The 23,071-nt window shown below is 41.2% G+C and carries 17 protein-coding genes and 1 tRNA gene; 5 read left to right on the top strand and 13 right to left on the bottom strand.

From position 1 onward, the window contains the following. Positions 1–186: 186 nt before the first annotated feature. The 6 genes from GNE10_RS07040 to GNE10_RS07015 all read right to left on the bottom strand — a co-directional run bounded on the left by GNE10_RS07040 (position 187) and on the right by GNE10_RS07015 (position 9,087). Entirely contained in the window at positions 187–1,167 is a 981-nt protein-coding gene (locus GNE10_RS07040; protein ID WP_185564244.1) for a protochlorophyllide reductase, read from the bottom strand. 43 nt (positions 1,168–1,210) lie between these two features. Next, on the bottom strand, positions 1,211–6,610 hold the full coding sequence (locus GNE10_RS07035) for an ATP-binding sensor histidine kinase (protein ID WP_185564243.1): 5,400 nt from the start codon (positions 6,608–6,610) through the stop codon (positions 1,211–1,213). 691 nt (positions 6,611–7,301) lie between these two features. Then, positions 7,302–7,375 (bottom strand) — tRNA-Pro (locus tag GNE10_RS07030). 118 nt (positions 7,376–7,493) lie between these two features. After that, positions 7,494–7,859, bottom strand: coding sequence for a DUF1818 family protein (locus tag GNE10_RS07025; protein ID WP_099068623.1), 366 nt, complete (start codon positions 7,857–7,859; stop codon positions 7,494–7,496). Between the two features lie 162 nt (positions 7,860–8,021). Then, positions 8,022–8,540: a hypothetical protein gene (locus GNE10_RS07020; RefSeq protein ID WP_185564250.1), complete on the bottom strand. Its 519-nt coding sequence runs from the start codon at positions 8,538–8,540 to the stop codon at positions 8,022–8,024. A 310-nt stretch (positions 8,541–8,850) separates the two neighbouring features. Beyond that, the gene (locus GNE10_RS07015) at positions 8,851–9,087 is read right to left on the bottom strand and encodes a DNA-directed RNA polymerase subunit omega (RefSeq protein ID WP_094351515.1); all 237 of its coding nucleotides are present in this window, start codon (positions 9,085–9,087) and stop codon (positions 8,851–8,853) included. Between the two features lie 224 nt (positions 9,088–9,311). Between GNE10_RS07015 and GNE10_RS07010 the strand changes: the two genes are divergently transcribed. Further along, positions 9,312–9,731 (top strand): fasciclin domain-containing protein, encoded by a 420-nt coding sequence (locus tag GNE10_RS07010; RefSeq protein ID WP_185564242.1) that lies wholly within the window; start codon positions 9,312–9,314, stop codon positions 9,729–9,731. A 120-nt stretch (positions 9,732–9,851) separates the two neighbouring features. On the opposite strand, the gene GNE10_RS07005 is transcribed toward GNE10_RS07010, so the two are convergent. Continuing rightward, on the bottom strand, positions 9,852–11,309 hold the full coding sequence (locus GNE10_RS07005; protein ID WP_185564241.1) for a glycoside hydrolase family 13 protein: 1,458 nt from the start codon (positions 11,307–11,309) through the stop codon (positions 9,852–9,854). Between GNE10_RS07005 and GNE10_RS07000 the strand changes: the two genes are divergently transcribed. The 3 genes from GNE10_RS07000 (at position 11,304) to GNE10_RS06990 (ending at position 13,855) form a co-directional block, all read left to right on the top strand. Continuing rightward, complete coding sequence (locus GNE10_RS07000) at positions 11,304–11,519, top strand: hypothetical protein (protein WP_185564240.1); 216 nt, start codon at positions 11,304–11,306, stop codon at positions 11,517–11,519. The two genes, GNE10_RS07005 and GNE10_RS07000, sit on opposite strands and share 6 nt — an antisense overlap. Positions 11,520–11,713: 194 nt before the next feature. Beyond that, positions 11,714–13,441 (top strand): S8 family serine peptidase, encoded by a 1,728-nt coding sequence (locus tag GNE10_RS06995; protein WP_185564239.1) that lies wholly within the window; start codon positions 11,714–11,716, stop codon positions 13,439–13,441. Positions 13,442–13,555: 114 nt separating this feature from the next. Continuing rightward, positions 13,556–13,855 carry a hypothetical protein gene (locus tag GNE10_RS06990; protein ID WP_185564238.1) on the top strand — a complete coding sequence of 100 codons (300 nt, stop codon included), beginning with the start codon at positions 13,556–13,558 and terminating at the stop codon, positions 13,853–13,855. Positions 13,856–14,140: 285 nt separating this feature from the next. Here GNE10_RS06990 and GNE10_RS06985 read toward each other — a convergent pair whose 3' ends face one another. From GNE10_RS06985 to GNE10_RS06965, 5 genes are all read right to left on the bottom strand, one after another. After that, positions 14,141–17,068 (bottom strand): tetratricopeptide repeat protein, encoded by a 2,928-nt coding sequence (locus GNE10_RS06985; RefSeq protein ID WP_185564237.1) that lies wholly within the window; start codon positions 17,066–17,068, stop codon positions 14,141–14,143. A 106-nt stretch (positions 17,069–17,174) separates the two neighbouring features. Next, positions 17,175–17,804 (bottom strand): tetratricopeptide repeat protein, encoded by a 630-nt coding sequence (locus GNE10_RS06980; protein WP_185564236.1) that lies wholly within the window; start codon positions 17,802–17,804, stop codon positions 17,175–17,177. A 164-nt stretch (positions 17,805–17,968) separates the two neighbouring features. Further along, on the bottom strand, positions 17,969–18,898 hold the full coding sequence (locus GNE10_RS06975) for a tetratricopeptide repeat protein (RefSeq protein WP_185564235.1): 930 nt from the start codon (positions 18,896–18,898) through the stop codon (positions 17,969–17,971). Further along, positions 18,898–20,511, bottom strand: coding sequence for a serine/threonine-protein kinase (locus GNE10_RS06970; RefSeq protein ID WP_185564234.1), 1,614 nt, complete (start codon positions 20,509–20,511; stop codon positions 18,898–18,900). The genes GNE10_RS06975 and GNE10_RS06970 overlap by 1 nt, the downstream gene beginning before the upstream one ends. Before the next feature lie 7 nt (positions 20,512–20,518). Then, positions 20,519–22,147, bottom strand: a complete 1,629-nt coding sequence (locus GNE10_RS06965; protein ID WP_185564233.1) for an NB-ARC domain-containing protein — start codon at positions 22,145–22,147, stop codon at positions 20,519–20,521. Positions 22,148–22,314: 167 nt separating this feature from the next. Between GNE10_RS06965 and GNE10_RS06960 the strand changes: the two genes are divergently transcribed. Then, positions 22,315–22,833, top strand: a complete 519-nt coding sequence (locus GNE10_RS06960) for a hypothetical protein (RefSeq protein WP_185564232.1) — start codon at positions 22,315–22,317, stop codon at positions 22,831–22,833. 51 nt (positions 22,834–22,884) lie between these two features. Here GNE10_RS06960 and GNE10_RS35350 read toward each other — a convergent pair. Beyond that, a partial coding sequence (locus tag GNE10_RS35350) for a hypothetical protein (protein WP_221642758.1) occupies positions 22,885–23,071 on the bottom strand: 187 nt, incomplete at its 5' end.

Genomic DNA, 23,071 nt, shown 5'->3' with positions numbered 1-23,071 from the left:
ATGCCTGCTGCTACGTGCTATATGTTCACTAACTATAGGGTGTATGAGGTAGGGAGAAATGATTTTCCCCACACCAGACACCCCCCTCTTCACCTGTGCATCATGTGATTTCAGAACCGTCAACCGTCAACCGTCAACAGTCAACACTCAACCACCATCTGCTGTTGTTTCTTTTTTGCAGTTCCCTTAACGCAAAACCATATTTGGCGATTCAATTCCGACTAATTTGGCGCTGAGTTCCCACATCCGCTCGCCTTTTTCATCATCGCGGGCTTGGGGAGAAACTTTCTGAACAAAGGACTGACCATCTTTTTTCTGGCGATTTCCCCAACTCCAATAAACACCAGATTGATTATATTCAGGATCGGCAACAACAGCAGCAACTCTTTCTCCTGCCAACTCTTGAGACACATATCCCCCAGTGATGTACTTTTGGAACAATGGGAAAAGTTTCTGGAACAGGGGATAATGATTTCGGAATAGTGGTGTTTCGGCAACACATCCCGGATAAAGAGAACTGAAGACAATCTTAGTTGACTGGTGGTAGCGCCGATGCAGTTCTCTCATGGTCAACACGTTACAAACCTTGCTGTCTTTGTAGGCTTTAACGGGTTCAAATTTCTTGCCGTCAATCATGGAAATTGGGTCTTTAAATCCTGCTGTGAAGCCCTCAAAATTCCCCAAGTCTGGACGGGGCGGAATCTTACCACCGAGTTCGTCTGGGTTATGGGTGACAGTTCCCAAAATCACCAGTCTGGGCTGTGAAGAAGACTTTTGTAAATCCTCTAACAAGAGGTTGCACAACAGGAAATGCCCAAGATGATTGGTAGTGACAGTTAACTCATAACCTTCTGGACTGCGTAATGGTTCTTTTAATAAGGGCATATAAATTGCTGCGTTGCAAACCAAAGCATCCAGAGAGTTACCACTGGCGCGGAAGTTTTTCACAAACTGGCGAACGCTTTCCAAAGAACCAAGGTCAATGTGTATGCTGGTATAACTGTTGTAAGGAATTCCCACAGCTTGGGCTGCTTGTTGCGCCTTTGCTAAATCCCGACATGCCAAGATTACATACCATCCTCTCAGGGCCAGAGCTTTTGCAGCATACAAACCGACCCCCGAAGAGGCACCTGTAATTACAACCGTTGACTTCCTATCCTGTGCCATTCTCTTGAGACTCTATTAATCATCTTTTACTATTTCCAGGATTTTACCACCCCCGAACCGGGAGGTAGATGGAAAACTCAGTACCTTGTCTTAATTGTGATTGGACTTCCAGGCGGCCAGCATGTTTCTCTACTACAATCTGACGGGCAATGGCTAAGCCTAACCCCGTTCCTTTACCAACTTCTTTAGTGGTAAACAAGCGATCGAAAATCTTAGATTTGACTTCCTGATTCATGCCTTGACCGTTATCAGCAATGCGAATTTCAACGGCATTTTCTTCAGATAATAATGCAGTTTGAATTGTAATTTGTTGGGGATGATTTTCTAACTCTTCAAAGGTTATTTGCTGTGCCATTTCATCGAACATATCAATGGCATTGGCCAGAATGTTCATAAACACCTGGTTCAGCTGACCGGGAAAGCAATTAATTTCAGGGATGTTGCCGTAGTTGCGGATAACTTTAATGGCAGGGCGATTTTCATTGGCTTTGAGGCGATACTTGAGAATCAACAGGGTACTATCTAAACCTGCGTGCAGGTTGGCGCTGACTTTGTGTTCGGTATCAGCACGAGAGAAGGTACGCAGGCTGGTGCTGATGCTTTTGATGCGATCGGTGGCACCTTTCATTGAGTCAATTAACTTGGGTAAATCCTCTAAAAGAAAGTCCAGGTCAATCTTTTGAGCTAATTCGACCACCGAAGTAGTAGGCGGTTGCTGTTGCTGATAGGTGTCTAAATACTCACGCAGGTCTTGTACATAATCTTTGGCATTATTAATACTGCCGTTAAGAAAGCCCACTGGGTTATTAATTTCGTGAGCAACCCCCGCTACCAAGTTACCCAAAGTCGCCATTTTTTCGTTTTGCACAATTTGAAGCTGAGATGCTTCTAGTTGTTGAGCATAGGCTTGGGCTTGTTGATAGAGACGAGCATTTTCCAGTGAAATCGCAGCTTGGGCACAAAGCAGATTCAGCAACTCAACGCGATCGCGGGTGAAGGCTGCTGTTGTCAGGTTATTTTCCAGATAGACCATACCCAACAATTTGCCTTGTTGCAGAATGGGACTGCACAGCAGACTCTTGGGCTGTTGGTTTTGGATATAGGCATCGCTTGTCAATAGCGGCTCTTGCACGGCGTTGCTAATCACAGCAGGCTGCAAACTGCGTTTGACTTTTGTGACCAAATTAATGGGCACTACACCGCTATCCACTAGGGACTGGGTTGGATACAAAATCTGCGTTTCGATTTGACCAGATTCCATAAGTTCTGCCCTAGCCTGAACCGTGAGATTTTGCCCCTCACTTAACATCAAAGCGCACTGCGTAGCACCCAAGGTTTGTATCACCGTCACCAAAAGAGTACCAATTAAGCGATCGAGTTCAATTTCACTAGAAAGAGTTTGGGAAGCTTTGAGAATAGCAACCAGATCCAGGGAATCAGAAAGACTGGTGGAGGAAACACTAGTGGAGGTGACAGTTCCAGTGGCAAATACAGTTTCGTCAACAGAAAATGGTGTCTGTGCTTGTTGGAGAATGGGAGCCAAAAGTTGAGGATAGCGAGTTTCCAAATCGGCGAGTTTGGCTTTCGCTCCCCAGCGAGCATAGCCATAGTAGGCTTCAATCATGTAAGCTTGGGCGATGCGCTGTTTGTGCCAATGGAGGTAGAATTTTGCCGCCAGTTCATTGGCTAGGGCTGCTTCTTGAGGGTAGCCATTGGACTTGGCTCCCGCGATCGCCAAATCGTATAATTCTAAAGCTTCTGTTTTGCAATTGAGGAGTTGCTGTTTTTGGGCTTCAACTAAATGATATTTGTGCAAAAAGTTCATGGGAGCATAATCAGCCCATTCTTTTAACTTGGCTTGATTTTCTTCGATTCGTTGCCATTGCGGCTGTGACTGTGACGGCGATTCACCAGCAGTGGCCAGCAGGGTGAGAGAATCATAGAAATATAATAGGGGTTCAACAATATTGCCCATACCCCCGGCCAAATACTGTCGGGTTTGAATGGCATCGTGTTCTGCTTTGGCCCAGTCTTGGAGCCAGTAATTCAATGTGAAGCGATACAGATAAAAGTAGCAGAGTCGGTAAAAATCGACTTTTGCCTCAGCCAGGACTTTTTCTTCATAGGCATCCTGGCGTAAGGGAATTTCATTCTCTGACTGACCCAAGAGAATTTGAGCAGCTTGCCAGTAAGCTAAAACACAGTTTGCTGCTGTGAATTGGTGGAGGTCGCACAATTGTTGGTAATAGGCGTGAATTTGGGGTTCGAGTTCGGTAAGGGGTTGACCGCACCAATAGGCATTTAAGCAGTACAACTGGGCATCGTAGCCCATAAATTCTAGATTGCCAGTTTCTAGCCCTGCTTGATAGCCTTCCAGCAGAATCGGCAGCGTTTCTCGTAGATGCATTGTCCAGTGACCAACATACCCCCCCATTAACAAGGCTGTTGCGGCTCGAATATTTTTGGCATCTGGCTCTGAAGCCAGTTGATAGCCTAATTGCCCAAACTGGGGTACTTTTGCCATTTCTCCCCACAGTATCCTCAATTGAAAGGCGTAACCAGCGTAGCAATAAGCCGAAACTGGACTATTACCAAATTGAATTGACAATTTTACCTGTAACGCCACGATCAGGAAATAGAGCTTTGAGCCTGTCATATAACAGACTGGTGTCAGCCGAGCCGCATTTTGCATAATAGCTAACTGCTTAGCATCGGTCATTTGCGGCAGATGAATGAATGACTCAATGGAGCCATCGCCAATTAAAACATCGATTTCTTGCTTCAAGAGGCGAATGTCCTCTAGGGTGGGTTCGTCTGGTAGGTTCACACCAAGCATTTGAAAGATTGATTGACCGATGGCGATGGCTTCTAAAAATTGATTGCGGGCTACTAAGGCCTGAATTCTGACTTGATAAACTTGCACTTGTTCTAAAGGCGTTTTTGCATGATGAATCGCCGCTTCAATCCACCGATCCATCTGCTGAAAATCACCGACCAAAAAAGCCACCTCGGCGGCTAAGTCATGCAGACATAGAGTCATTTGGTACTGCCGTTGCCAAGCGTCTGTTCCTAGCAGTTTTAGCCCCACTGTGGCATATTCACGGGCTGCTTGATAGGCGGTTGAGGCTCTGGCTTTGCGGCAAGCAGTGAGGTTGAGTTGGGCTAGTTCGTCTTTTTGCTGTTGTGTCTCAACCAGCGTCGTTCCATAGTTCAACTGATTGACGATTTCAAAAATCCGCTCTTCTCTGGCGATTGGGGAAACTTGTTGCAGCAGAAGTTGTCCGATTTGGTAATGAGTCGCCTGTTTTTCCTCGTCGGGGATGAGGGAATAGGCGGCTTGCTGGACGCGATCGTGGAGAAAGCGATAGGAACAGTTAAATGTTGCTGCTTGATTGACTTGTGCCACCTTCAATTCTGACGGCTGATAAAACTTATAGACCTCAGTGATGGGCAAAATCACTCCTTCTTGCAAGGCTTTCCAGAGGTCGATGGCGGTATCTTCAGGCGATCGCTCATTGACAATGGCTAGGGTAGCCAAATCAAACTGAGCGCCAATGCAAGCCGCCAGTTTCAAAGCCGTTTGGGTCGCAGTAGGCAATTTTTGTAACTGGAGTGCCATGAACTCCACGACATCATCCGTGAGGGCAAGTAACTTCACCGTTGCCAGGTCGCACTGCCAATGTCCTGTGTAAAAGTCAAACGTAATATAGCCGTCTTCATGGAGTGCTTTGAGAAATTGGGTGAGGAAGAAGGGATTACCCTTGGTTTTTTGATACACCAACTCCGTTAGCGGTTGAGCCAGTTCCAAAGGGCAACTGAGGGTATCTGCCGTTAACTGATTTACATCTCCTTGGCTGAGGGGTTTCAGGATGAGGGTGTGGAGCCTGGTTTGGGCTTTTTCGATTTCATCCAGCATCAGCATCAACGGGTGAGTCGGGAACACTTCGTTATCCCGATAGGCTCCGATAACGAACAGATAACCGCGATTGCGTTCTGTCAGCAGTAGCTTCAGCAAGTTCAGAGAAGCCGAATCAGCCCACTGCAAGTCATCCAGGAAAATCACCAGTGGATGTTCTGGGGTGGTGAACACCGTGATGAACTTCTGGAACAGCAAATTGAAACGGTTTTGAGCGGCGCTACCGGAGAGTTCTGGTACTGGGGGTTGTTGACCGATTACCTGTTCGAGTTCAGGAATCACCTCAACCAGCACCTGACCATTATCACCAACTGCCGCTAAAATCTTCGCTTTCCACTCAGCTAACTGCGCGTCATCATTGCTCAGCAGTTGACCCATGAGGTCGCGGAAGGCTTGGACAAAGGCGCTAAAGGGAAGGTTGCGGTTGAATTGGTCGTATTTACCTTTAATGAAATAGCCATGCCAGCGGACAATGGGCTTATGGACTTCATTGACAACGGCGGTTTTTCCCATGCCGGGAAAAACTGCCACCAGCATCAGTTCGGAAGCTCCATTGGCAACTCGCCCAAAAGCATCGAGCAAGATTTGAACTTCTGGTTCTCGTCCGTAGAGTTTTTCGGGAATCAAAAAGCGATCGCTGATATCCTGTTCTCCTAACTCAAACCAGGCATGTTTGCCCACAAGATGATATTCTTCCTGACATCTAATCAGATCGTGCTTGAGACCAAGGGCACTTTGATAGCGGTCTTCGGCGTTTTTAGCCATCAATTTGCCAATGATTTCACTAAGCATGATGGGCAAATCATGGTTGAGATCGCAGACAGAGATTGGTTGCTTTGCTAAATGGGCATGAACCATTTCCATTGGCTCGTCAGCTTGAAATGGTAACTGTCCCGTCAGCAGTTCAAAAAAGGTAATTCCCAAGGAATAGAAATCGCTGCGATAGTCAATCCCTCGGTTCATTCGCCCGGTTTGTTCCGGTGAAATGTAGGCTAGGGTGCCTTCTAGAACATTGGGATTTTGAATCTCTTGGGTTTCGCGGGGCAACAGGGAGGCAATGCTAAAATCAATCAGTTTAATTTGCCCAGTTTCTGGTTGAATCAGAATGTTGGCTGGTTTAATGTCTTTGTGAATAATCCGTTGCTGATAGAGCTGGTGGAGGATATCGACAATTTGCATGGCAATTGGCCAGAATTGTTCGACTTTTAAAGGAGAAGCCTGGATATAATGACGTAGAGAAATGCCACCGATGTCTTCCATTACCAAAGCATAGCCATTGGCATAGGGTTCTAGACTAATCGGTTGGACAATGCCAGGGATGTTGAGATTTTTAGCGATCGCATACTGATTGCGAAACTGCACCAACTCGCTGAAGCTGGGATAATCGTGCCGCAGTGTCTTAATCACCACCGGAAGTTGCTGCGATTTTTGCACTCCTCGATAAACAGCCGTCCTAGAACCTAGATACAGCCGCTCAACCAAGGTATAATTAGAAATGTTTGGGAATTGCTGTGCTAGAGAAGTCATAGGTTTAGCAAGGAGGCTTTGATTTTACTAGGATTCCCTAAAATGTTACTCAGGTAACAAATAAAGCAACAGTTGAGGAACCGAAAAGTTCTGCCATCCCTGGGTTGTGCATAACTATTGCTTTGTGAAGAATAGTTGCTAAGTGATTTTTTATTTAAAATTGGCGATTTTAAATATAGCGATCCCCAGTTAAGTGAGGTACAAATAATATTTTGAAACGCAGAGGGGCGCAAAGTAAAGCGCAGAGAGAAGTCGGAGCGGCGGCTTCCGCCGATCTGAACTTCGGTGGGTACGCAGAGATTTGTACCTCAACAGACTAGGAAACGCTATAAGTAGAAGTAGTAAATTAAACCTAACTCGATCTCGCCAGGTTTCGACACTCCGACAAGCTCAGGGCGGCGCAGTGCATGGCTGCGCTCAACCCTCTTGCAATCTTTGGTTTGCTGCTTTGAGGTTGACTTTAGAGTTTGGTAAATCTAAAGCTAAACAATAACGCTTGCCAGCATAGTTCCATCGCGGTCTTAACCTACCTTGATACTCCTCAATAGCTATAACTCCCTTATGATGGGAATTCTGAGATTTTTTGCCATACCAGTTTCATAACCAATTAAAAGCTGAAAATGGTACTTCTTTATTTGTCTGCTAAATTAAGGAGAATGATTGAACTTAGCTTACAATAAGCTTTTATCAATCGGAGCGGCGGGATTTGAACCCACGACCTCCACTACCCCAAAGTGGCGCGCTACCAAGCTGCGCTACGCCCCGTAATATAATTTTGGATTTTAGATTTTAAATTTTGGATTTTTCCAATTTTAAACCTTGAATCCGTTTATTCACTTTCGCTATTATAGCATGTAGGCAAATAAAAGTCTAGATATTAGCTTTAAAAAACTTTGAGTATTGCAGTGGCTTGCAGTAAATCTCCGACAGCACAAGCATCCCATTTACCTTCTACACATCGTCCTGTATTCAAGATGAAACGTAGGCTGTAGGCGTGGGGATAACCTTCTACCTCCATCCATAATAAATCGCTTTCAGCTTCACAGGCGATTTTCTCTTCTTCCATTAATTCTGTTGCGAGTTGCTTGATGGTGTCTGCTAGCTGTGCCAACAGGCGGCAAAAATCATTTAATTCGGCTTCGGTTAACTCAATTGCCCAGTCATCAGTACCTATTAAACCTTTAAATTCAGGTGCATCGGGGTTCCAGCCAATACGCCAACCAGAACCACTTTTGACAACGCGTTGCATAATTTAGTGGGGAGTGGGGAGTGAGGAGTGGGGAGTTGGGAGTGAGGAGTTGGGAGTTAGGAGTGGGGAGTTAGGAGTTGGGAGTTGGGAGTTAGGAGTGGGGAGTTAGGAGTTAGGAGTTGGGAGTGAGGAGTTATTAATTTACAACTCTTTACTTTGGCATTATTTAAGTAATTGTGCGCCTCCACCTTGGGGTGGCTGTGGAGTTGTTGAGGTGGTGGGGTTGGCTGTGGTGTTGGGGCTAGGGGCTGATGTGTTTTGGGTATTAGGATTAAATATATTGACTAAAACTTCCACTAAAGCATTTCGCTGACTGCGAGTTAAACGAGCGATCGCAGCTTTATCGCCATCTATGGGATTTTCCCGCAGTGTTTCGTTTCCTGGATAGCTACTATCATACATAACTTCATTTGCACCCAGGTAATCAGCCAAAGTCAGTTTCCAATCCAAGCGATAAATTGGGGAACGCCCTTTGGTGTAAACATGATATCTAATCAACCGAGTTGCCAGGGTATTGTTTTCAGCAACTTTGCCATTTTCTTTGTTGATATATTTATTTTCCCGTGGAAAATCTGGCAATTTTTGGTAAACTACTTGCCAAACATCACTAGGCGTGATTGTCTGTGCTATCCCTGGTTGGTTAGTAAATAAAGTGGAACCCAAAACAATTAAACCCAGCATTAACGCAAATAGTATTGGTGAGTACTGAGTTTTGAGTTTTAAAAGAACTAATTTCACAAAAATTTTCTCTTTTTCATATAACAATATTTTGGGCGTTGCTGAGTGGAAGTCAGAATTCAGAAGTCAGAATTCAGAAGTCAGAAGTCAGAAGTCAGAAGTCAGAAGTCAGAATTCAGAAGTCAGAAGTCAGAATTCAGAAGTCAGAAGTCAGAAGTCAGAATTCAGAAGTCAGAATCCAGAAGTCAGAAGTCAGAAGTCAGAAGTTAGAACTCCTAACTCCTAACTCCTAACTCCTAACTCACCACGATTTTTACAGTTCGCCAATAATTTCTGGCTGAGTCAATTCATCGGACATTTCGATAATTGCCCTTAGCACTGGCTTCATCATTGCATCTTCATTGCTTTCAAAATCTTCATAACGCCGACGCTTGGCACGATTTGCCACCTGAACCGTAATGCGGTAACGATTTGAGGCTGCACTGATCAAATCCTCAGCACGGTGCATAATTTGAGACTGTGTTGTCTCGAACTTAGAACGCTTTAGCATAATTAGTGGTTCTTGGGGACATTCTCCAGTGTAACAGCACTAAGCGGTTGTGGATTTGGCGTAGCAAATCTGTTGAGTGTTGACTGTTAAGGGTCAGCGATGGTGAGTGACTGTGCAATTTAAAAGGTAATAGCTTGAATATATCTGCAACCTTTCTGTTGATAGAGGCTAAGAGTATTTGAGTCACTTTATAAGTAACTTGTAGTATTAACTGATGCATCTTTATGGCTGACCTTGTGGAAACTGCGATCGCAGCAAAAAATTTCAATACACTGATAAAGGCTGTTAAAGCTGTAGACCTCATAGAAACTCTCAAAAGTCCTGGTTCTTTAACAGTTTTTGCACCCACTGACGAAGCTTTTGCCAATTTGCCAGAGGGAACTTTAGATTCGTTATTACAAGACATTCCCAAGCTAAAAAAAATTGTGGCGTATCATGTGGCCAGTGGGGATGTCAGGTCTGATGACTTGGCACAAATTCATGAAGCCGAGACACTCGAAGGGTCAATAGTCGCTATTGAATCTGTCAACGGCAAAATTAAGGTGAATAGCGCCAATGTCATCAAAACAGACATTTTGGCAGACAATGGCGTTATCCATATTATTGATGCAGTGTTGATGCCTGCAATTGTGGCGGGGAAATAAGGGCGTTAGGAATGGGGAAAGGGAAAGGGGTAAAGGGGAAAGGTTAAATTTATTCCTTTTCCCTTTTCCCGGTTGGTGAGCTTGTCGAACCATTAACCTTTTCCCCTGCCTCCCCAGTCGCTAGCCCAAAATACAACCGCTACGTTCAGGAAGAGTTAACGACAACTGCTGAGTTTCTCCTGCACTATTCCACTCAACTTGAGCATTACCATATAAAAGTTTGTGGGGTTGAGTGTGCAAATTAGGGATATCTACACTTGCTGTTACCGGACTTGTCCCGGCGTTGACGGCAATTATCAATTCTTCTTTGTCCAAAGTCCGGGCAAAGACGTAAAATGCTCCTTGAGCATAGAGGACTTGGTAATCACCTGTACGCAATGCTGGGTAAGTGTGGCGGAGGGCAATTAATTGGCGGTGAGTATTGAAAATATCTCGATTCCAGTTAGTTTCTAAGGGAAAACCACGGCGGGAGTCTGGGTCTATGCCGCCAGGTAAGCCGACTTCATCGCCATAGTAGATGCTGGAAGCGCCGGGAAAGGTGAGTAGCAATAAAGTTGCTAATTCTACGCTGGCTATATCGCCACCAGCAATGGTCATTAATCGGGCTGTATCGTGACTTGCTAGCAAATTTAGTTGAGTCAGCTGAATTTCCCAAGGATAAAGTTGGAGTAATTCTTGGATTTTGCTGGCGTACTCGGCTGCAAATAAGGGTGGATATGGTTTATAGTCGCGGCTTTGCACTTGATCTAAGACTACGCGATCGCCAGCCGCAAAGGCAATTGTCGGCCCAGCAAACAAATAATTCATCACCCCGTCAAATTGCGTGCCATCTAGCCACTCACGCGAATCTCCCCAGACTTCGCCGACAATGTAAGCTTCAGGGTTGATGGCTTTGACGCGATCGCGAAACTCTTGCCAAAAACCAGGGGTTTTAATTTCAAATGGTACATCCAATCGCCAACCATCAATGCCAAATTTAATCCAATATTCGGCAATTTCCATAATGTATTCCCGAACTTCTGGATTGTCGTGGTTAAATTCTGGTAAGGCACGATTTCCAGCCCAACCCACATAGTTAGCAGGAAAGTCGCCATTGTAAGCCGAAAGCGGCCAGCCTTCAATTTTGAACCAATTTACCCACGGGGAATGCGGCCCATTTTCTAAAACATCGTGGAAAAAGAAAAATCCCCGACTGGAATGGTTAAAAACTCCATCCAGAACGACTTTGATATCTCGTTCATGGGCGGCGTCTAGTAATTCCTTAAAAGCTTCGTTGCCCCCCAGCATGGGGTCAACTTGATAATAATCATGGGTATGATAGCGGTGATTGCTGGCGGATTGAAAAATCGGTGTAAAGTAAATGGCGTTAATGCCCAAATCCTGGATGTAGTCTAAGCCTTCGAGGATGCCCCATAAATCTCCGCCTTTGTAACCTTGCAGCGTTGGCATTGCCTCCCAATCTTCCCAACGGGTGTCATGCAACAGGCGTTTGTGTGGCTTTTTACTTCTTGCAAAGCGGTCTGGAAAGATTTGGTAGAAAACAGCGTGCTTCACCCAGTCTGGTGTTTGAATTTGCATGAATTATTCTCAGTGGCTTCAGAAGCGATCGTTGCAGATATTAGCTTCTTTGTGGTTCCTACTTATGATAGAAAATTGGAAATTGGGCATTGGGCATTGGGCATGGGGCATTGGGCATTGGGCATGGGGTATGAGGGAAAATTCATCCCATCAGTCAACACTAAACTTTGTTTTTTACACAAAAATTGTCAGGAAAAATTATTAATTTAATTGAAATATTTAATAAAATTTAATGTTTGTTGAATTAACTTTATCCGTAATGACTTAAGGGAGTACTGGATTATTTTTATAGATTATCAATTATGTCAAGGTGTATTCAGTCCTAGTAGTAGAAAAGGAAGTTAGGATTCACAATATCGATTGTTATGGTTCTGAGCTTCCAATAAATTTAATTTGAGGCAAAAATGAGACACGATAAACTTTCTCCCGGATTACTTTTGGCTTTTGAAGATTATCAAAATGAAGGAGAACAAGCTTTAGTTACACATAAGCGATCGCTCGGTATTATTGCTAATAAAAACACAGTCAAACCAACTAAAAGCGTAGTTTTTATTTACTGCGATTCTGATGCAGACTTGAGTTATTTATCACAATATAATATTGAAGTCAATCAAAATTCTGGCAGCGTCCGTACAGCTTTCTTGCCAATAAATGCTTTAGATGTCTTATCTGAAGAAGATACAATCCAACGTATCAAACCATCACGTAAACTTCACCTAAGGATGGATGTTGCACCCGGAAAAGTCAAACTGCCGGAGTTTAAAAATCAAACTGGACTCACTGGCAAAGGCGTAATTATTGGCATTATAGATAGTGGCATTGACCCGAAACACCCTGCTTTTGCTGGCAGAATTTTACACATTTGGGATCAAACACTCCCAGGGCCAGGAGTCACAGAAGGACGCTACGGGGCTGAATTTTCAGGGGCGCAACTGACAATTTCTCAAGATACCGACGGACATGGAACCCACGTTGCTGGAATCGCTGCTGGTGCTGATACTACCTATAGCGGCGTAGCACCAGAGGCAGAATTAATTGTAGTCAGGTCAGATTTACAAGATGCCCACATTGCCGATGCTGTGCGCTATATTTTCCGAGTAGCCAGGGAGTTGGAACGCCCAGTGGTGGTGAATCTCAGCTTGGGTGGACACGCCGATGCCCATGATGGTAGCGATTCTCTATCAAAGGTGATTGACGCGGAAACCGGCCCTGGGAGAATTGTTTGCTGTGCTGCGGGTAATGAAGGAAGCATCAATATTCACGGTCAAGCAACCATACCTAGCGATCGCACCCGTGGTATGCGCTTTAATGTACCTTTGAATCAAGTAGGCATCGTTTGGCTAAATGGTTGGTATTCCAAAGACAGTGAGTTGGAAGTATCGTTGCGGAGTCCCAACGGTTTTGTGACTCCCTTCCAAAAAATCATTACTGACGGTAATCCTACACAAGAACATCAATTACCCGATGCAAGGGTGGAAATTGTCACACCAGGCCCAGACCAAGCAAACGGCGACCATAACTTCTTTGTCCAAATACGCGGTAACGGCCCTTCCCCAGTCATGGGAGGTATTTGGCAACTACGCCTACGCAATACCTCTACCACTGATACACGTGTGGATGTGTGGACATTAGATGATATGTCATCAGTATTTTTTACAGGTAAAAGCGTCAAGGATGCAGTAAAAATTGGTTCGCCAGGAGCCGCTAGCAGTGCCGTTACAGTTGCAGCTTATACTACTAAAGCCAAGTATACAGATATTGATAACCAAATACGAGAAATGGGCTTAGATTTGGATACTATTTCCGAATTCAGTAGCGAAGGCCCTTTACGCAATGATGCCCAAAAGCCGGATATAGCAGCACCGGGAGCAATGATTGTTTCCACACTTTCTGCTGATGCTAATTCTGCCCGTTCGTCGATGGTTAATTCTAAGTTTGTGGCCATGGCTGGTACGAGTATGGCTACACCTTTCGTCACTGGCTTAGTTGCATTACTCCTGCAACGCGACCCCCAACTCGACCCGGCTACTTTGAAAGATTTGCTACGTAAAAATAGCGCCATTCCCGGAAAAGCCGCAGGTACATTCGATGAGAAATGGGGTTATGGCGTGATTAATGCCTTAAATCTGTAATTAGATTGAGCAAGGTGGATATTATTTCTGTACAAGGGTAGGCAATAAAAAACTAGAAATTTGATAAGTTAGGGTAGGCAATTTTTACCTACCCTATTTACTAAGGAATTGTTTATGAATTATCAAAAGCTAGACGCCGCCCTTGCTACAGCGTTGAATGACGTTGAAGATTTAGAAAAACCGAGCTTGGGCGTTTTTATCCATACCGAACCAATTTTAGACTCCACCGCAACTGCTGTTTTAGAAAATTTTGGCGTTAGTGATGTTACTAGTGGTAAGGATATTTTTACAGCAACGCTGTCACCCAATGCCATCTCTCAATTATCAGAGCAACCTTGGGTGAAGTTTTTGAAGCGATCGCAGCAATTAAGTTTGGTTAATAGGAGAATAAATACAGGGAAGTTGGGTTTTTAATGGGCATTGCCTAACCCTACACTGTGCCGATAAATTTTGACTGTTACTGTGAATCAGGTTTTTGTTTTTCTGGAAACTTACACTTCACCTCAATTTCCAGATTACTTTCAGCTGAACCTTCGGGAATATAGCGTATGCCTGCTTTGCCACCTAAAGTCCAATACGGTTCAATTAAGGCTAAAACTCTTGGTCAAATTCAATTTTTTTAACGAACCGCCAAGGACGCAAAGGACGCAAAGAGAAGAAAGAAAGGCTTAACTGAACTGTATTGACCTAAAGTCTCCTTTATAAACCGTTACCGATTAAAAAGAATGGTGCCCAATAGTGGGGATGACTGAGATTATTGACTACGTTCGGTGAAATGGTATTACGTGTAGATTGGAGAATTACCCTATCTTGTTGGGAACCTATTAATTTAAAGTCACCTGTAATCATAATTACTTGTGCCTGGCGTAAGGCTTCCGTTTTGCTAATATTGCCTTGATGTAGTAAGGCGTAGAAGGTGTTCATTAAGATTTGCGTGCCGCCATCATCAACAGGCCATAAAGAAGCGATCGTGGCTTTTGCTCCTGCATTTTGCATCTGGTAGCCAAAGCCTAAAATTTCCGCCCCATTACCATTATTTATACCGCCTATTCCAGTGTTGCAAGCACTCAATACTACTAAATCTGCTTTTATCTGTAATGTTTGAATTTCAGGCATTCTAATTATATTGCCATCACCTAATAGAATAAATGACTCTTCTGGCTGACCAATAACAAAATTTGCATGAGTAGCCAAATGCACAAATGGGTAATTTCTTAAAGAGTAAATAGTTTGTTTTTGGTTAAATTGCTCGTCAATTAATGTTTTAGTTTTAGGTATGATGGCAGCTATGTTTTCTACTTCTTTACCTGCAAAAGGCAAACTCTTAAAATCTATTGATGCAAAACCCACATTTACAATATGACGGTTAGTTGTAGCTCCTGCTAAGATTTGAAGTTCAGGTAAGGGTTGATTATCAAATCTTGTGAAACTAAGGGCAGTAATATAGTTTGTGTTAAATCGTTCTACTAACCATTGCTTACCATCATATAATGCTGCTAGCGGTATATAACGTAATTGCCCATCTGGTGCATAAATAATTGTTTTGGCTTTGGCAGCAGCTAGTCCTGGTTCTATTGGTTTAATGAGCCATTTATATAGTTTATTAGCTGGAGTTTTAACATCTAAGCTTGGATCTTTTAAAGCTTCACTGAAATCTGAAATTGCTTGGTTAATTTCTTGCTTTTTTACATCAACTTTATAATGAATTGGTGGCGTATAAGATGTAGCAACAACAAGTTCTAGACTATTTTCTGAAATTAAAGGATAGAGTAATACGGCATTCTCATCTCGTTCATGTAGACTCTGTAAAATCCTTTGAGAGTCTGTAAGAGTACTTAAAGGTACAATATGATCCCGAATAGTTGGATTAATATCTGCTATGTAGCGAATAACTTCTGGACTTTTGAGAAAATTCAGAAATTCTTGAATAATTTCAGATTCCTTGTTTTCTAGTTCTATAATTTGCTCTATTTGATTTGTTGTTCGTTGATCGAGTGGAGTTTTTCTGAATTCTGCAAGTTTTCTACCTAATTGAATCTGTTGAGTCAAAATATCATTAAAACCACGATTAATTTGTTGTTCTTGTGGTAACACATCAACTCCTCTATTTGTGATGTCGTTACCTCTGACATTATGCAGGTAATCATCTATTTCTTGGACTTTTAACAAGTCTAAAACTTGTAGTGCTTCTAGAATTCTATCTTGTTGTAATAGTAAGTTTGCAAGATTGCGATAAGTATCAGCAATAGTGTTAGTGTAAGATTTCTGTTGTGCGTTTGGTAGGAGACGTAAATCTTTACGAATGGACTCAGTTATATTAACTGATTGCTTATAAAATAAGATGGCTAATTGTGGTTGATTTTGTTTGATGAGGACATCGCCAATGTTAGCCAATGTGATTCTCTCACCAGGGCGATCGCCAATTTCTTTACGAATCGCTAATGCTTGCTGGTATAATGCCAATGCTTGTGGGAATTTACCTCGATTTTTGTATACTGTGCCGATACTATCAAGGGTATTTCCTTCAATGCGGCGATCGCCTGTTTGTTGCACAATCCTCAATGCTTCTTCAAGGTATTTTAATGCTTGCGAAGATTGACCTAATAATTGATAAGTATATCCAATATTATTGAGCGTATTACTAAGACTTGATTTCCTGCCTATTGTTCTAAAAACTTTTACAGCTTGCTGATAAAAAGATAAAGCTTGAAAATATTGCTTCTTTTCATCGAAGGCAAAGCCCACATTATGAAGAGTTTGTCCCTCACCCGTTTTATCGCCAATTCGTTTTTGTATCTCTATCGTTTGTTGATAGTATTTAATTGCTGTATCATATTGACCAAGCCGACTATACACTAATCCAATATTGTTGAGAGAAGCACTTTGTACTTCTAAATTGTTAGCAGTTTTAGCAAATACTAGAGATTGCTGGTAATAATCAAGGGCTTGGTAATAATTGCCTGTTAAGTAATATACAGTTCCGATGCCGTTAAAGTTAAATGCAAGATATTTCAGATTACCAATTTCTCTACTAATAGCGAGGCTTTGGTTATAGTATTTTAGCGCCTCGCTATATTTACTTTGAGACTGATATATATCTGCTATATTTTTTAAGGTACTAAGAGTACCTTCTTTATCATTTAATGCTTGGTTAATTGCTAAAGCTTCATGATAAAATTTTATTGCTTGAGAATATTGAGACAGATTATTATAAACTGCCCCTAGAGTATTTAATGTATCACGTATATTGCTTTTATAGCCTATTGTCCTCTCAATAATTAAAGCTTGGTTTAATAAATTTAGGGCTTCAGGGTAATTGGCAAGATACAAGTAAGTCTTGCCTAACATTCGTAGAGTATCTGCAACATCAGAATGAGATTGAATATTTTGATAAATTGCCAAAGCTTTTTGAAAAGTGAGCAAAGCTTGTTGGAATTGACGACTACTGTATTCATCAATACCTTGGTTAAATAGTCGCTTTGCTTCTTTTTGTTGTCTTGAGTCTAGCGAATCAACTTGAGACGATAAATTTTGTGATTTAGCTGGTAATACATATAGTGATTGAGTCAGAAAAGTTAATATGGTGACTGTTAGCACCCTCAAAAGTTGGAGATAAAAAGAGTGCATAAAAACTCATTTTAATGACTTAAAAAATAATTGGGCGTTGTTTGAATTTCATTTTCAAATCCAGCAACGTCGATGATTGAAATGAAAAACTATTTTATTTTTCCAGTTATTTCTTTACTGGAGTAGAAATTATAGGTTGGTTAATAGGTTCATCCCCGGGTTGTTCCGTTACATCAATAAGGTTTGGATCGATCAGATAAAATAGTTCAGTAATCTTAGTATAATTAACCAAATGCTTGAGTGCTTTCTTATCTTTAGTATCGTTATAAATTGATATTGCTGACTCATAAAATTTTATTGCCTGTTCTTCATGAACTGAGCCAATGATTTGCAATGTGTCAGCAATATCCTTTTGACTCCCAATTGCTTGAAGAATATCTAAGGATTTGTAGTAAGCTTCTAAAGCTTTTAATAGTTCGTTAAAAGTTTTATAAACCCATCCAATATTTAATAAAACTACTGCTTCGTTTTGCTTATTAGAAATTTCTTTCCACAGGTTTATAGAATTTTTTAAAGAATTTAATGCTAATTCTTGTTGTTGCAAGCGAGCATAAGTTACACCAATATTATTATAAGCACTAGCAATACCAGCTTTATCTTTATGCTTTTTATAAATTTCTAATGCTTGTTCGTATAAATTTAAAGCAGTATTCAAATCCGAACTATCTTTACCTTGCATTAATAATTGCTCTGCATCCTTAGTAGAAGAAGTTTGAGAGCTTTCTGCATCTTCCATAATTTAACTGCCTTTAAAAATATTTTTAAGTAATTCTATAATTGATGTAGGAACTACAACAATAAGTTTTGTTGCCACAATAATCGATATGTAGAGACGTTGCAGTGCAACGTCTCTTTGATATTATGCAGAATTTTTTTTGATATATGAAATCAGCAACGCCGTCAAATAGATTTTAGTTCTTCTATCACTAAATTCAGTTCCTTGACTCGCTGAGTATTACCCAAAGTTCTATAGCTATCTCGCGCTTGGTTAAACGATTTTATAGCTGCTTTCTCGTCACCAATTTCTACATATAACTCTCCCAAAGCTGTGGAAATCTGTGCTTGTTCTGGGATATCTTGTGCTGCGATCGCTAGTTTAACACCCTGAAGATAGTTAATTTCCGCTTCCACATAAACACCTGTTTCCGAGTAAAGTTCACCGAGTTTTTTATATAAAGCAGCTTCTTTAATACCACTAGCTATTATTTTTTCCAGTGTATCAATTGCCTCAGCTTTCAATCCAAATCCACTGTAAATGTAAGCAGTTGCTAACGCTTTATTCTTATCTGTAAGTTGTTGATTATCTAGTATTGCTTTAACAATCCCTACTTCTGGTGTTGGCAATAATCTGAACCCTTGCTGAGATGCTTCTTCATCTTGGGATGATTTGCCATTATCAGCTGTGATAATTAGCAAATATTCCACACCTGGTTCTAGTTTAGGTTCTCCAACATATATAGTCTCATTTTGCTCGGTTGTAGTTTGCCAAATTGTTTTGTCACCCTTAACCAAGCTAGCTGTGTACTGTTTAACCCCAAGGGGAGAATTCCAACGCAGCTTTGGTTTATTACTTAAAAGTAAAGTATGGCGGGGACTAATCAAATAAGGGATATTTGCTAAACTGGGGTCACGCGGATCGCCAGTCCTAGCACGTCTGCATGTGCTACTTTGGGCAAGTATTATCTGAGGTCGCTCAAAGCCAAATACTGTGTGAATATTAGGTAGTGCTGTTAACATTACCAAAAATAATAAAATACCTGCAAACCAAACAAAAGTTTTGGTAATTATGCTTTTTTGTTTCCATTTTTTTAGTAGTTCTTGCAACTTCATCACTCAATTCCAGTATTTTTAGATTTTGTATTCTGTTGTAAAGTAGCTAAAATTTTTTGCGCTTTATTTTTCCATTCATATTCTTCTGGAGTTTTTGGTTGCAAATTAAGGCATTTATGTAAATCAGGTAGTGCTTGCTGTTTTAATTGTTGTAATTCTAGAAGCTGGACATTTAAACAGTAGGCGGAAGGGCGCATAGATGGTATGGTCATTGCCTTTTTAAGATAGGTTTGTGCCTCTTCGTAGCGTCCTAATTCCATGTTTGCCCAGCCTAAGTTTTTCAGTATGGCATATTTAGTTTTATCTTCAGAGGCAGAAGGAAGTTGTTTTTCTAGTAATGATACTGCTTTTAGTGATTGTTTCTGTAGAATATATAATCGTGCTAAATTGTTATATGCATCTACCCAGCCCTGTTTTATAGCTCTTTTGTATGCCGCTTCTGCTTGATTGAAATTATTTTGGTCTTCGTAAAGTAAACCCAAATTGTAACTAGGTTCTGGCATTTTTGGGTCAAAAATTAACGCTAAACGATAATACAATTCGGCATTTACCAAATTTTTACTATCAAATCCCCATTCGTTTAGTTCAAAAGCTATATCAGGGGCAGATTTCCACAAATTAAAACCTGTAAATAATAACAAACTGGTTATTATCCATTGCAATCTACGTTGAAGAGGTTTCTTCTTGGTGATTTTGTGCTTTGTGCCTAAATGACTCAAGCCTGGTATTGTAGCAACAAGCTTCGAGAAAAGTGTATTTTGTGTACTTTTTCCTAAGTACTCTAAAATTTCTTGGCAGTTTTGCGATCGCTGTCCGGGGAAAGGAGCTATTAATTTATCTATCAAGTCTGCAAATTCAGGTGAAACTTGTGTTGCATAATCGCGCCATAATAATTCACCAGTTTGGGGATTTTTGTGAAAATCGAGCGGTGATTTTCCTGTAAGTAAATATACAAAGCTGCGTCCCAGCGCGAAAAAATCAGACTGTGGTACAGCGTGTCCCTCTGCTTGTTCTGCTGGCGTGTAACCTGGAGAAATCAGGACAGTACCAGTTTCGTGACCTTTTTGTTTTTGGAGGTAACTTTCAGTTACTTCCCGCACCGCACCAAAATCAATCAGCACCAGTTGTCCATCAGGTTTGAGCATGATGTTAGAAGGTTTGATATCACGATGGAAATACTGATGTTGATGCAATTCATTGAGAATTTCTACCAGTTGGATTAACCACTCCTGGGCTTTTTGTGTGGTGATGGGTTGATTACTTTGTGCTTTTAACCACTCTTGCAAGTTAGAACCGGGAATTTTCTCCATCACCAGACAGTGCAACGGTTCACCGCCTTCAGATAAAGTAAAATACCCATCTGGTTCTACACGGGGAATCCCAGGATGCTGAAGCCGACTTAACAGTTCTGCTTCTCGTTTAAATAAAGCGATCGCTTTCTGCTTTATAATCGGACTTTGGAAACGCTCTAACTTCAAAACCTTTAATACTTTGGCAACACCGCCATCATCCACTTCAAAAACCTGACCGAAACCACCGCCACCAATTTGACAGATAACTCGGTAACGACCTTGAAGTACTACTCCTGGACGAATCATGGCAGATGTAATCATTGCTTATTTACTCTAATAGCAGAAGTAAATTATGTTCTGCGTAACCCATAACTGGGGAGATATTTTCACGTACCTGTGCAAGCAAGTTTTGTAGATGCACTTCCATCACTTTAGTTCCCATGACTAGGTACAGACGTTCTTTAATCCGTGTGAGTATGAGACGTACTTGTTCTGCTTGGATTTTGTCAGATTCTTGCTGAACTAAGGCGTGGCTTTTAAGTAACCTAAGTTTTTCAACAGAGTTAGTTGCTATTGCTTCATGGATTTCCTGAAAAATTTCTTCTATAAATATACTTGTAACATACTTCATTACAACAGGCTGTAAAGCGAACAAGATGGTAGTATTAGGTGATGCTTGCTCTTTTTCGATCAGCGCCCTTCGTCCTAAAGATTCTAAGACTGGCAACAGTTCCGAACTCGATACCCCAATTCCTAAGTTCCCTTTTAATTGAGCAAGTGAAAGTGGTTGACGTGCAACTGCTAACCAGTACATGATTGCTTTTTCTAAATTAGATAAACGTTCAAAATGTTGATCGAGAAGATTAGCAAAAATATCTCCAATTACTAGAGAACTTTGTCCCATAAATTCAGAAACATTCCCATTAAATAAATCTTTAATTGTGGTAGCAATAATTTTTAATGCAGCAGGATGACCCCGGTATAGTTGAATTAGTTCATCTAAACCATTTTCTGTGCCAGCAAAGCCTTTTGTAACTAAAAGCTGTTTGCCATAGGTTGATTTTAAGCCCTTGATTTGTAACTCACGGACAGGTAAAGATTCCCCCGCTAGAGTTGCTATTTCTATGGGTTTTTCTCGACTTAGTAGCAACAAACTGCTTTGGTGGTGTTCCTGTCCCACTCGTTTGAGCAATTCACCATAAAGTTCATAGCCCTGACGATAATAACCAGCTATATCTGCATCTCGGAGAATTGTCTCCCAATCATCAAGTATCAGCAAACAGCGATGAGTTCGTAACGTTTGCAATAAGTGAGATAGTTGAGCATCTATTGTTGCTGGTATCTCTGTTTCTGGTTCACTCTCGATAAATTCGTTGATATCAGTTAGTGCTGTTAATAGAGGTGGTGCATGGCGGAGACTGCGCCAAATCAAATATTCAAATTCACCTTGAATTTGCTCTGCCAATTTAGCAGCAAGGCTCGTTTTACCAATACCTCCCATACCCAATAATGCCACTAATCGACAGCCATCTTGAACTATCCATTGGCTAAGGACATCTAGTTCATCAACACGACCAAAGAATACAGATACATCCATAAATTCAGACAAATTTGTATGCTTTGGAATTTGTAAATTGCTGGATTTTAAATTAGTTTTTTTTGTGTCTTCTTCTGGGATTTTCACATTTTGTTTATAGCGTCGTAATACTGCTCTAAAATTACTTTTGGTCACTTTTTCACCAAAAGCATTTGTGAGCGATCGCCACAATTGAAATCCAACATATTTAATGTATTCCGGCTGATAATCTAAATCTTCTGCAATTTGCTCGTAAGTTCGTCCTTCCCATATTTTGGGAAACATATCTTCCTGAACATTACTTAAAGATTCTGGTTTCAGCGCAGCTTCTATAATTTCTATAGCTTCGTTAATCGTCAGAAATGCGTCTTCAGAATTCATGTTTATAAATACATCTTTAGTAATAACTAACTTTTTATAACTTTGGAAATTTGATTACAAAAAATTATAACTTGAAACATTATAACTTTGTATAAATTTTTATCACCGGCAATTCAAAAATACTTCCGTATCTTGAATACATGAGTTGAATTCAGGGAAATAACCCAATGAAAAAAATTACAGTTTCTACTTTGAGTGCATTGCTGATGACTTCTTCAGCCCTGTATTTCTCATTACCATCATTAGCTAACACCACGTCAAGTTTTCCTCATTCTTTAAAAACACCAACAGTTAGCCAAAAACTAATCATTAGTGTTGCACCCAATTGGAAAGATAAGTTTCCCAAAGTAAAAAATGCCATGATTGCTGAGTTGGAAGGGCATCTCCAAAAATTGGCTCGTGGTAACCGAGGAAAAGCTTCTGTTGATGTCCTAGAAGTGCGTGGAGCCAAATTATATATAAAGGCAACAATCAGACATCATCATGTTTGGAAAAAGCCTTGGCCTGCGAGTGGATATGTAACTGTCTATAGTCTCACAAATACAATTGAAACCTCATTCGATCCACTCAATCCAACTGCAACTCTTGACAAAACCCGCCTTTGCTTTAATTTAGCTCCACAAATTGGTGGTGGAAAAGTTTGTGTTTCCGCAGGTGACATTGTGAGCATTGTTGCATTGCTTTAATAGTCAAACTGTAGATTAAGTCATCAAAAATTTCATCTACAGTAGCTAAATTCAGAAACTAGAACGGAAACAGAAAAACTTTATCTTGCATAGTAGTCTGCCAACCCAAAAATGCGCTTCTTTCGGGCTGGGGAAAGGGGAAAGGGAAAAGGGAAAAGGGTCAGGACTTACGCAACTGGCACAGGCGATCGCTAAATCATAGTATTTGTGTACTATTACAAGTACTGCAACTAGCACG

Origin of the sequence: Nostoc sp. 2RC (genome assembly GCF_014222165.1) — a bacterium.
Classification (GTDB): Bacteria; Cyanobacteriota; Cyanobacteriia; order Cyanobacteriales; family Nostocaceae; genus Nostoc; species Nostoc linckia.
Note: the sequence above shows the minus strand (reverse complement) of the source record. Positions and strands in the feature narration are given on the sequence as shown.